This is a genomic window from Achromobacter deleyi, assembly GCF_902859705.1.
GTDB lineage: Bacteria > Pseudomonadota > Gammaproteobacteria > Burkholderiales > Burkholderiaceae_B > Achromobacter > Achromobacter deleyi.
Map to the genome: position 1 here is coordinate 75,381 of NZ_CADIJO010000025.1, position 11,126 is coordinate 86,506.

Sequence of the window (11,126 nt, forward strand, 5' to 3'; positions counted from 1 at the left end):
CCGTCAGGAATGGGCGCGGCCTGGGGGCAGGCCGGAAGGGGGCATGCCGCCGGTGAGCGCATCCCAGGCACACATCGCCTGGCGCGCCACGGCTTGCAGGGTCTTGCGGCCGGCGCCGTCGCGCGCCTGGATGGACATTCCGTGCAGGATGGTGGTGTAGAACGCCGCCAGGTTTTTCAGATCGGCGCCCGGGGGCAGTTCGCCCGCGGCCGCGCCGGCGGTCAGGCGGGCCAGGATGCGGCCTTGCATTTCACGGCGGTTGTCGCCCAGAAAGGCGCCGACCCCGTCGTGGTTGTCGGCGCCGGAGGGCGCACCCAGAACGATCAGGCAGCCAGGCGGCGCGCCAGGCGCCGTGAAGCGCTCGGCGGCGGCCAGCAACATGCCTTGCACGGCATCGCGGGCGGTTTCGGCATCGGTCAGGGCGCGCCGAGAGGCGGCGCCGTCGGTGTCGCGATAAAGCTGCACCGCTTCGCGAAATAGTCCTTCTTTTGAGCCGAATGCGCCGTACAGGCTGGGCGAGTTGATGCCCATCGCAGCCGTCAGATCGGTTAGCGATGCACCTTCATATCCCTTCGACCAGAACACTTCCATAGCCTTGCGCAAGGCCTGGGCTCGGTCGAAGTTCCGGGGGCGCCCACGTTCTGCCATGGGCGGCATTTTACTCGCGAGGGATATTTTGTGTTGATCGATAAGAAAATCGTTGACGGCTGCGCTGCGGCGATGGATCATATTTGTGTCGATCACTACAAATTTAAGGATGACCCATGCAAAACCTGAACGGTAAGGTGGCTTTCGTGACCGGCGGCAGCCGGGGCATCGGCGCGGCGATCGTGCGGCGCCTGGCGGCGGATGGCGCCGACATTGCGTTTACCTACGTCAGCGCCGCATCCCGGGATGCCGCCACGGCGTTGGTGCAAGAACTGCAAGCCGGCGGCCGCCGCGGCCACGCCATCCAGGCTGATTCGGCCGATCCGGCCCAGGTCCGCCAGGCGGTGGAGCAGGCCATCGAGCAACTGGGGCCGGTGGACGTGCTGGTGAACAACGCCGGTATCTTCCTGGCTGGTCCGCTGGACGAGGTCACGCTGGATGACTACGACCGCACGATGAACATCAACGTGCGTGCGCCTTTCGTGGCGATCCAGGCCGCGCAGGCCTCCATGCCCGATGGCGGCCGCATCATCAACATTGGCAGCTGCCTGGCCGAGCGCTCGGGCCGGGCTGGCGTGACGCTCTATTCGGCAAGCAAGTCGGCGCTGCTGGGCATGACTCGTGGGTTGGCCCGCGACCTGGGGACGCGCGGCATCACCGTCAACGTTGTGCACCCTGGCCCCATCGACACGGATATGAACCCCGCCGACGGCGATCACGCCGGCGATCTGGTGGCGGTGCTGTCCTTGCCCCACTATGGCGAAGTGCGCGACATCGCCGGCATGGTGGCATTTCTGGCCGGGCCGGACGGCCGCTATGTGACGGGTGCGAGCCTGGCGGTGGACGGCGGCTACGCAGCCTGATGGGCGAGGGCAGGGCGTTCCGGGCAGGCCGATCCGGGCCTCGAAGGGCCAGGGGCAGCCTGCCGCGGCGCCTGTGCCGGCCGGGCCTGGAGCATGCCAGGCACGTCGGCGGGCCACTTTTTTTGTGGTCGATCAGCAGTCGACTTGCACATTTAAAAAAAGCTCCCTATAATCTTGCTTCTTCGCAGTTCACACACAACGAAGCGCAGCGGCAACGATGCAAACGAAGTGGATGAACCTGCAGGGCTGTTAGCTCAGTTGGTAGAGCAGCGGACTCTTAATCCGTAGGTCGAGTGTTCGAGCCACTCACAGCCCACCAGAATTTCAAGACGCCTTGGTCGCTTAGCGCCCAAGGCGTTTTTATTTGTCGTTGTTATTTGTCAGGTGTGGCAGCGTGGATCAGAAATCCAACGCCAGCGCCGCCGCCCGGGCCTTGCCCTGCTGCAGGGTTTCCGGCGCCCGCGCATCCCAGGTGTGTTCGACCGTCAGGCTGCTGACGTCCCGGACCCCGATGAACTTCAGCCAGAACTCGATATAGTCCGCCTGGTGCGCGAACCCGGGGCTGCTGTTGCCGTTCGCGGCGTTGTCGTGGCTTTGGCCGCGCACATGAATGACCAGCGCTCGCGCGATGTCCAGCATCGGGCCGTAGGCCTGGCCATTGAAGGTGAACAGCATGTTGCGCTGGCTGACCAGGTCGATCAATTGCTTGAGTTTGTAGGGATAGCCGAAATTCCACATCGGCACGCCCATGACGATCCGGTCCGCTTCCTGAAAGCGCCTGGCCAGCGATTCAATGCGCGCCCAGGCTGATGATTCCGCGGTGTCCAAGGGCGTGTTCGAGACGCGCTTGTACTTGGCGCCGATGGTCTGGCTGTCGAATTCCGGCAGCGCTTCTTCCCAGACATTCAGCGTATCGACTTCCAGCGCAGGGCAGGCCTGCCGGTAGGCGTCGATGAAGGCGTTGGCGATGGCGATGGACGCAGACTGGGCGCCGCGGGGTGAGGACTCGATGTTCAACAGACGCATGCTGCATGATCCGGATGACGAAGCGTGTACGTAGGCAACGCCAGGAATGCGTCACGCTGGGCCCGCATTCATACGATTGCATTTGCAATCGTTGGCGGAGGAAAGTGTATCGTGCTACGACTTGATTGCCAATGCCCTGGTGGGGCACTTGCGGCGGGCCAATGAAATTTCAGAATTATCCAATGGGCACGGCAGTGAAGGCTTAATAGGATAGGCGCCTTACGCCCTGAGATCTCTATGAAAATCAAAACCTTACGATTCCCGTTGGCATTCATTGCCTTTCTGGTGGCCCATTACCAATTCAAATTCGTCGATAACGACATTGCCTTTTATATCGTCGCAGGGGTGTTGGGCGTGGGCGCGATGTGGCCATTGGTGCAGCTTGGCATTCGCTGGAAACTGAGCCGAACGACGCCGGAATTCAATCTGGAAAAACTGATCAACAAAGTGCCAAAGGTCGAGCTGGGATCGGCAGACGCTCGCCTGGCAGGCTTGAGCGAGTCGTTGTACATGGTGACCGAAACCACGAGCAACGCGCCCGAGTGCTATATCAATTCCCTTGAAATCCTGGATCTGGACGACAAAGAAACGAAAAAGGTGCTCGGCTACAGCATTGAGTCTTCCTGGGACATCTCCAACCGTGCCCAAGCCGTCCAACAGATCGAGGCGTTGATTACGGAAGCCGATGAAGAGGCGAGTTTGACTCTGGCCGATGTTCCGGACGTGTTGCGGACCAGATTTCAGCGCTATCTGGCCAAGTACGGTTCGACCCTGCAGCCGCAAGGGAACGAATGCATGACGGCGTACAACCTTATTCGCGCGTCCTGGCTGGCCCGGGCTACCTTCTCGTGCGGACACCTCGATGAACCTACGGCGCGAGCCTACGTAGAGCAAGTAGGGCGTCTGATTCCGCAGCACTTCGCGTCCTGGAACGACCTGGCGGTGTCCTATCTGTTCGGTTTCCTGCATTGGTCCGACTTTCTGAACGATTCCGCCCTGGGCGTCATGAAGGAATACAGCATAAGGGAACGCATTTGCGGCGCCGAGCTTCTGCTTTGCGCGCAGAACAGTCCGTTTTACGGCAAGTCGTTGCGCTGACGCAGCTTTTCGTCGCGTCAAGGCGGTATTGATCACAACCTCGGAAAATTCAGAATGTTCCAATTCCCCGGGCGACATCGCCTTGGCATGATCGCATTCGAACGATTCCATTCGAATCTCATACCAAGGACTTTCCCCATGGCAATTTCCCGATTTTCCCTTTGCGTCGCCAGCGCCTGCTGGGCCGTCACTATTGGCGCGGCAGTCTTCGCGCAAAGCGATGCGCACGCCGACAAGCTGAAAGGCTGCGCGGCCAAGACCGACCAGATTGAAAAAGAACTAGACATCGCGCAGCGTGCGCATGCGGACAATGCGCGCATTGCCGGTCTGCGCGTAGCGCTCGAAAAGAGCAAGCAGTGCGACGACAAGAGCCTGGCCCGCGAGCGTGCCGACAAGGTCGCCGAAAAACAGACCAAGGTCGAAGAGCGCCAAGCCACGCTGGACCGCGAAACCCGCAACGGTGATGCCAAGCGCATCAACCGTGCCAAGGAAAAGCTGGATCATGCCAACGCCGAACTGGCCGAAGCCCGCGCGGCCCAAGACAGCTGATCCGCATTTGCCCTGACGCAGCTCAGCCCCGTGCATCGCGCGGGGTTTTTTTTGCCTGTGCCAAGGCCTTTGTCGGCGTTCAGCGCTTGCGCCACTCGACGACGCGCCAGTGCGCCACCGTATCCGTGTCGTCAAGTGTGATCCTGAGCGACTTGGTGTAGACGGGATCGATCGTATCGAAGTCCATGTCGACGCGATACTCGAGTTCGTGCCGTTGCGGGTCGCCATAATGATCAGGGGGACCCAGCAAGGCAAGCGTCTCGTCGCGGCTCAGGCCGGTCAGCGAGTGCCTGGCCAACAGGTCGTCCAGCATGGCCGCGCGTTGGGACGTGTCGAAGGAGTAAGGCCTGGCCCAGACCTGCGAGTCAAAGGGCTGGCGTTGATCGCACGCGCTGATGCCTGCCACCGATGCGGCCAAGAGCAGGGCAGCTGTGAAGCGCTTGATTCGAGGGAGGATGGAGGGGATAGACGATGAGCGGGACATGAATGGCAGTCTTGCTTTCTCCAGCCCTCGCGCCTATTGGAACATTCTGATTATTGGCATCGGTGCCGTCCCGTCCGGGGCGCGGATACTGGCAAGCGGCGCTGCTTGCTGCGCACTTCCAGCTAAATTAATATTAAGAATAATTCGCATTTCATATGGTGAAACCCTCCATGACATGCGCCGCGCCAACGTACTGTTCCACCTTCATGTCCGCGACCGGGACCTCCACCCAGCCCATCGAAGTGCTTTACGGCGACCATCACGGCTGGCTGCGTGGCTGGCTGCGCAAGCGGTTGGGCAATGCATTCGATGCCGCCGATCTGGCGCATGACACTTATGTGCGCATCCTCGCGTCCGGCACGACGCCGCAGCCGGACCAGTCGCGCCGCTACCTGACCCAGATTGCCAATGGCCTGTTGATCGACCTGTATCGGCGCCGCGGGATCGAGGCGGCCTACCTGGAAGCCATCGCCGCGTTACCCGAGGCGCTGGCGCCATCCGAAGAGACGCGCGCGCTGGCGCTGGAGGCGCTGGTCGAGATCGATGCCATTCTGCACAAGCTGCCCCGCAAGGCGCGCATGGCGTTGCTGCTGTGCAAGCTGGACGGGCTGAGCTATCGCGAGATCGCCGAGCGGTTGCACGTGTCGGTGTCGTCTGTCGAGAAGTACGTGGCGGCCGCGCTGCTGGCCTGCTATCAGGCGCTTTACGATGGCACGGACTGACGCCTTGGGGCGGGTGGCGGGGCAGGGGCCGATCGACCCCGCCATCGTGCGGCGCGCGTCGACCTGGATGGCGCGGCTGTGGTCGGGCGAGGCGAGCGCGGCGGATCGGGCCGCCTGTGATGCCTGGCTGGCGGCCCACCCGGATCATCAGCGCGCCTGGACCCGGCTGCAGGTGATGGAAGGCAAGCTGGGCGGGGTGTCCGAGCCGGCTGCCCGTCAGGTGCTGCTGGAGGCCCATCCGGCTGTGGCCGCCGGCCGCCGCAAGGCGCTGCGGGTATTGGGCCTGGCGGCGGTGGCCGTGGGCACCGCCTGCGCGCTGCGGGAAAGCGGCGGCTGGTACGCCCTGACGGCGGACTATCGCAGCGGCGTGGGCGAGATCCGCGAGATCACGCTGGCCGACGGCACTCGGGTGGTGCTTGATAGCCATTCGGCTATCGACGTGCGCTTTGACGGGCGCGAACGCCGCATCCTCCTGCGGGAAGGCGAAATCCTTGTGACGACCGCGGTCGATCCTCTGGCGCGGCCGTTGCGGGTTCAAAGCCGGCAGGGTTGGGTGCAGGCGCTGGGCACCCGCTTCACGCTGCGGGACGAGGGTCGACTGGCGCAGTTGGCGGTCTACGAGGGCGCGGTCGATGTCTATCCCGGCGATGCGACCGACGCGGCCTTGCGGGTGCACAGCGGCCAGCGCGTCCGTTTCGATGCCCGCCATGTCGAAGGTCCGATGGCCGCACGCGAGGCCGACGCGGCCTGGGCGCGCGGGGTGTTGGTGGCTGAAGACTTGCGGGTGGCCGACTTCACGGCGCAATTGGGCCGCTATCGCAGCGGCTTTCTGCGCTGCGACCCTGCCGTCGCAGACTTGCGCGTGACCGGCGTGTTCTCGTTGCAGGACACCGATCGCGCCCTGCGCAATCTGGCGTTGGGATTGCCGGTGGATATCCGCTATCGCAGCCCGTATTGGGTGACCGTGAGCGCGCGGACCGCCCGTTAGGGGCGCCTGTTGCAATTTTTTTTGCGGGGCATTGAGGAAATCGCCCGTTCGTCCGGAAGACGTATCAGCCGTAGCACTTCTTCCGTACTTTCTGGGACCGACCTGATGGCAAGCCGCCGCACCGCTTCTTTGCATTTCCTCTTTTCCCCTGAACCCGCCCAGGCCCGCCGTGCGCAGGCGGCGCTGTGCCTGCGCCTCGGCCTGGGGGCTGCCTTGCTGGCATCGATGCCGGTCCTGGCCCAGGCTCAGAGCGCGCCCGCCGCGGGGCCGAATGCTGCCCTGCGCAGCTACCGGATTCCGGCCGGACCGCTGGACCAGGCTTTGACGCGCTATGCCAGCGAGGCGGGCGTCGAGTTGTCGGTGGATGCGGCATTAACGCGCGGCAAGCACACGGTCGGCCTGGTCGGCAGCTACAACGTGCTGGACGGCTTTGCCGGCCTGCTCCAGGGGCAGGGCTTGCGTGTGGTGCGCGGGAACGGCGGCGCCTATTCGTTGCGGCCGGCGCAGGCCGATGGCACGACTACCTTGCCGGCGGTGACGGTGACCGGCAACGCGGAAACCGCCTGGGGCGCGGTGGACGGCTACGTGGCCACGCGCAGCGCGACCGGCACCAAGACGGACAGTTCCATTCTGGAGACCCCGCAGTCGATCTCGGTGGTGACGGCGGATTTCATCAAGGAAAGCGGCGCCTCGCGGCTCAAGGAAAGCCTGGCCTATACGCCCGGCATCAATACGTCGCCGTGGGGCGCCGACACGCGCTTTGATTGGACGATCATCCGCGGCTTCGACGCGCAGACGCCGGGCTACTACCTGGACGGCCTGCAACTGCGCAACAACAACAGCTGGGCGGTCTGGCAGACCGAGGTCTACGGCGCCGAGCGCATCGAAGTGCTGCGCGGCCCGACGTCGGTGCTGTATGGCCAGAACGGCGCGGGCGGCATGATCAATGTGGTCAGCAAGCGGCCCACCGAAGAGCCGCTGCGCGAGCTGGAAGTGCAGCTGGGCAATCACGACCGGCGCCAGGTGGCGGGGGATTTCTCGGGCCCGCTGGATGAGAACGGTAAGGTGCTCTATCGCATCACGGGCCTGGCGCGTGACGCCGAATTGCCCGCCAGCGGCCTGCCCAACGATCGCTTTTTCATCGCGCCGGCGCTGACACTGAAGCCGTCCAGCGACACGACGCTGACGTTGCTGTCGCATTACCTGCGAGTGCGCGACGGCAGTTCGTACGCCAGCTTTCCCGAGATCGGCACACAGTTGCCGAATCCGAACGGCAAGTTCTCGCGCAATACGTATGTGGGCGAGCCGGGCTTTGACCGCTTCAACCAGGAACAGTGGATGATCGGCTACCTGCTGGAACACCGCTTGAACGATACCTGGACCGTGCGCCAGAACACGCGCTACGGCTATACCAGCGTGGATTACCGGCAGGTCTACGTGCGCGGCGGCTTCGCCACGGTCAATCCCGACAATCCGGCTGACCCTGCCAACTTCCGCCTGCTGGAACGCTATCCGTTCGGCAGCCAGGAAAACGCGCGCCTGTTCACCATCGACAACCAGGCCCAGGCCAAGGTCAGTCTGGGCGACTGGGCCCACACCTTCCTGTTCGGGCTGGACTACCAGCATTCCCGCAACTACCAGCGCACCTACAACGACGGCGTGGTCGATCCGATCGACGGCTATTCGCCGGTCTATGGCAGCCGGGTCGAAACGGCGGCCCCCTGGTTCGACGCCACGACCCGGCTGGCGCAGACCGGCCTGTACCTGCAGGACCTGGTCAAATGGGGCAATTGGGTGGCCACGCTGGGCGGCCGCTACGACAAGGCGTCGGCCGACGTGGCCAGCAACATCGACGGCTCTCGCACCAAGATATCCGAGCACAACTTCAGCAAGCGCGCCGGCCTGGTCTACCTGCATCCGAGCGGCCTGGCGCCTTACGTGAGCTACGCGGAATCGTTCTCGCCTACCGCTACCCTCGATCCCGAAACCAACAACCCGATGCGGCCCGAGACCGGCCGCCAGTATGAGCTGGGCATCCGCTATGAGCCACCGGGCGGGCGCAGCCGTTACAGCGCCGCCGTGTTCGATCTGCGGCGCCACAACTACATTACCTACACGCCGGATTTCCTGCCCAAGCAGACGGGCGAGGTGCAGGTGCGCGGGCTGGAGCTGGAGGCCGCATTCCGGCCGCTTACCCAGATGAATGTGGTGGCCGCCTATACGTACACGCCCAAGGCCGAGATCACCGCCAGCAGCACGCCCAGCGAGGTCGGCAAGCAGATGCAGGCGGTGTCGCGCAATCAGTTCGCAGTGTGGGCCGACTACCGCTTCGCGTCGGGGATCAAGATCGGGCTGGGCGCACGCTACACCGGGCCGAACCGCGGGTACCTGGAATCGGCGGCGGAAAAACTGCCCGGCTACACATTGTTCGACGCGATGGTGGGCTACCAGATGCCGAACTGGAACCTGGCGCTGAATGTGCGCAACCTGGGCAATAAGTCCTATCTCAGCAATTGCAGCGGCGGTGATTGCCGTTATGGCGACCAGCGCACGGTGCTGGCCACCGCGACGTACCGCTGGTGAGGGACGGCAGGCATTAAGCCAAACCTTAAGGGTGGTTGCACCCCGGCTAAACCACGGCGCGCGATGGCCTCTCTATAGTGACGGCATCGATTTTCTGGAGTGCTGCCATGTCCGTCGTTGCCCCGCCTGCTGCCTATCCCCGCGCGGTGTTGTTCGATCTGTTGACCGCCTTGCTGGATTCATGGACGGTCTGGAATGCCGCGGCCGGCTCCGAAGCCCGTGGCCGTGCCTGGCGGGCCGAGTACCTGCGGCTGACTTATGGCTGCGGCGCCTATCAGCCCTACGAACACTTGGTCGAGGCGGCCGCCCGGGCCGTTGGCTTGCCGGCCGACGCGCCGGCGGCGCTGGAGGCGGGCTGGGATGATCTGCCCGCCTGGGATGGTGCGCGTGAACTGCTGCAGGCGCTGCGCCCGCATTGCCAGCTGGGCGTGGTGACCAACTGTTCACAACGTCTGGGCCAGCGCGCGGCCGCGTTGCTGGGCGTGGATTGGGACGTGGTGGTCACCTCGGAAGAGGCGGGTTTCTACAAGCCAGACCCACGGCCATACGCGCTGGCGCTGGCGCGCCTGGACACGCCCGCCTCGCAGGCGGCGTTCGTTGCGGGGTCGGGCTACGACCTGTTCGGCACCAGCAAGGTCGGCCTGCGCACCTATTGGCACAACCGGGTCGGGCTGGCATTGCCGGAAGGCGCTCCGGCGCCCGAGGCGCAGTCGCCGCGCCTGGAGGCCGCCTTGCCCTGGCTGGCCGGCTTTCGCGCGGGCAGCGCGCCGCGTTGATACTGACCGGGGCAAGCGCGGCAAAAACCCATGACTGTCCCGGCATGGGGCCGCCCCGGCATGGGCCGCCCCGGCAGAGGTACAAAATGTTGCGTGCCGACCGCTGACACCCGAGGCATGACTGGACTTAACATGGTCCTTGCTGCCGGCATCCGCCGGCGCACCGACAGGATCGTGGAGGTTGTCATGTACTCAAGAACAATACTCAAGCGTATCGCTGTAGTTGCGGCATCCGGGGCATTGGTGGCGGGGTGCGCCACCCAACAGCAGACCAACACTGCCGTGGGAACGGGAGCAGGGGCGGCCATCGGCGCCGGCATCGGCGCCTTGATCGGCCATGGCACGGGGGCCGCGGTCGGCGCGGGCATCGGCGCGGTGGCCGGCGGCTTGGTCGGCTACAACTGGAAGGTGGTCAAGGACGACGTGCAAAGCTCGGGCGCCACGTCGCTGGGCATCGACGTGGTCGAGATGCCGGATGGCAGCCTGAAGGTCAACATTCCCAGCAACGTGTCGTTCGATACGGACAAGACAGACCTCAAGCCGGCGCTGCTGCCCGTGCTGGACAGCGTGGCACGTTCGCTCAACCAGCATCCCGAGCTGCGGGCCAAGGTGGTGGGCCATACGGACAGCACGGGTGCGCTGGCGCACAACCAGACCTTGTCGGTGAACCGCGCGCGCAGCGTGACGGACTACCTGTCCAAACAGGGCGTGGCGGCAACGCGCCTGTCGATCGAAGGCCGCGGGCCCAACGATCCGATCGGCGACAATGCCACCGCGGACGGCCGCGCGCTGAACCGCCGGGTCGAGATCTACCTGTACGCGGTCAAGCAATAGCGGCGCGTGCCGGGCGCCTGGCGCGTAGCCCGCGCCGCGGCGCCCGCCCACGCTTATTCCTGGAGTTCACCATGAGCATGTTTCCCCCTGCCCGCATCGGCACCGACATCGCGGTGGCCGCCCTGTCTGGTTGGCAGGCCGTCGCCATGCGCGACGCCATCGAGAAGCGCTTTCGCTTCGCCAGTTTCAACGCGGCCTTCGGCTTCATGGCACGAGTGGCCATGTTTGCCGAAAAGCTGAACCATCATCCCGAATGGACCAACGTCTACAACCGGGTGGACGTCACGTTGACGACGCATGACGCGGGCGGCGTGACGGAACTGGATGTGCGCATGGCGCAGTTCATGGACGAGGCTGCCGCGCAGATGGGGGCGACCGCGCCGAAGGCGGCCTCGTAGACGCAAGCGCCGTCCGGTTCGCGTGCCCATAAAAAAACCCGCCGGCTGAACTGACCCCCAGAAGTTGGACGGTCAACTAAAGCCCGAAGGCCTGGGCTCGGTATTGCACCGGGCTCAGGCCTTTCAGCTTGAGCTTGATACGGTCGTGATTGTAGTA

Annotated in this window: 13 protein-coding genes and 1 tRNA gene; 10 read left to right on the forward strand and 4 right to left on the reverse strand. The window is 64.4% G+C overall.

Features of this window, described 5'->3' with window-relative positions; translation table 11 throughout:
- Positions 1–3: 3 nt before the first annotated feature.
- Positions 4–648, reverse strand: coding sequence for a TetR/AcrR family transcriptional regulator (locus tag HV798_RS26085; protein WP_175191099.1), 645 nt, complete (start codon positions 646–648; stop codon positions 4–6).
- 116 nt (positions 649–764) lie between these two features.
- On the opposite strand from HV798_RS26085, the gene HV798_RS26090 reads away from it, so the two are divergent.
- Both HV798_RS26090 and HV798_RS26095 read left to right on the forward strand, forming a co-directional pair.
- Entirely contained in the window at positions 765–1,511 is a 747-nt protein-coding gene (locus HV798_RS26090) for a 3-oxoacyl-ACP reductase family protein (RefSeq protein WP_175190715.1), read from the forward strand.
- 243 nt (positions 1,512–1,754) lie between these two features.
- Positions 1,755–1,830 (forward strand) — tRNA-Lys (locus HV798_RS26095).
- A gap of 80 nt (positions 1,831–1,910) precedes the next feature.
- Here HV798_RS26095 and HV798_RS26100 read toward each other — a convergent pair.
- Entirely contained in the window at positions 1,911–2,537 is a 627-nt protein-coding gene (locus HV798_RS26100) for an FMN-dependent NADH-azoreductase (protein ID WP_175190716.1), read from the reverse strand.
- Positions 2,538–2,774: 237 nt separating this feature from the next.
- Between HV798_RS26100 and HV798_RS26105 the strand changes: the two genes are divergently transcribed.
- Positions 2,775–3,635, forward strand: coding sequence for a DUF1266 domain-containing protein (locus HV798_RS26105; RefSeq protein WP_175190717.1), 861 nt, complete (start codon positions 2,775–2,777; stop codon positions 3,633–3,635).
- 138 nt (positions 3,636–3,773) lie between these two features.
- Positions 3,774–4,184: a DUF1090 domain-containing protein gene (locus HV798_RS26110; protein ID WP_175190718.1), complete on the forward strand. Its 411-nt coding sequence runs from the start codon at positions 3,774–3,776 to the stop codon at positions 4,182–4,184.
- A 79-nt stretch (positions 4,185–4,263) separates the two neighbouring features.
- Here HV798_RS26110 and HV798_RS26115 read toward each other — a convergent pair whose 3' ends face one another.
- Positions 4,264–4,668, reverse strand: a complete 405-nt coding sequence (locus tag HV798_RS26115) for a hypothetical protein (RefSeq protein ID WP_175190719.1) — start codon at positions 4,666–4,668, stop codon at positions 4,264–4,266.
- A 206-nt stretch (positions 4,669–4,874) separates the two neighbouring features.
- Here HV798_RS26115 and HV798_RS26120 point away from each other — a divergent pair, with 206 nt between their 5' ends.
- The 6 genes from HV798_RS26120 to HV798_RS26145 all read left to right on the forward strand — a co-directional run bounded on the left by HV798_RS26120 (position 4,875) and on the right by HV798_RS26145 (position 10,969).
- Positions 4,875–5,390 (forward strand): sigma-70 family RNA polymerase sigma factor, encoded by a 516-nt coding sequence (locus tag HV798_RS26120; RefSeq protein ID WP_175190720.1) that lies wholly within the window; start codon positions 4,875–4,877, stop codon positions 5,388–5,390.
- Complete coding sequence (locus tag HV798_RS26125) at positions 5,377–6,378, forward strand: FecR domain-containing protein (protein WP_246289178.1); 1,002 nt, start codon at positions 5,377–5,379, stop codon at positions 6,376–6,378. The genes HV798_RS26120 and HV798_RS26125 overlap by 14 nt, the downstream gene beginning before the upstream one ends.
- Before the next feature lie 105 nt (positions 6,379–6,483).
- Positions 6,484–8,961: a TonB-dependent siderophore receptor gene (locus HV798_RS26130; RefSeq protein WP_246289180.1), complete on the forward strand. Its 2,478-nt coding sequence runs from the start codon at positions 6,484–6,486 to the stop codon at positions 8,959–8,961.
- Between the two features lie 107 nt (positions 8,962–9,068).
- Complete coding sequence (locus tag HV798_RS26135) at positions 9,069–9,737, forward strand: HAD family hydrolase (RefSeq protein WP_175190721.1); 669 nt, start codon at positions 9,069–9,071, stop codon at positions 9,735–9,737.
- A gap of 186 nt (positions 9,738–9,923) precedes the next feature.
- Positions 9,924–10,571: a YiaD family glycine zipper/OmpA-like lipoprotein gene (locus tag HV798_RS26140; RefSeq protein ID WP_025136681.1), complete on the forward strand. Its 648-nt coding sequence runs from the start codon at positions 9,924–9,926 to the stop codon at positions 10,569–10,571.
- A gap of 71 nt (positions 10,572–10,642) precedes the next feature.
- Positions 10,643–10,969 carry a 4a-hydroxytetrahydrobiopterin dehydratase gene (locus HV798_RS26145; protein ID WP_175190722.1) on the forward strand — a complete coding sequence of 109 codons (327 nt, stop codon included), beginning with the start codon at positions 10,643–10,645 and terminating at the stop codon, positions 10,967–10,969.
- Positions 10,970–11,045: 76 nt separating this feature from the next.
- On the opposite strand, the gene HV798_RS26150 is transcribed toward HV798_RS26145, so the two are convergent.
- The coding region (locus HV798_RS26150) for an IS3 family transposase (protein WP_175167171.1) at positions 11,046–11,126 on the reverse strand (81 nt) is incomplete at its 5' end.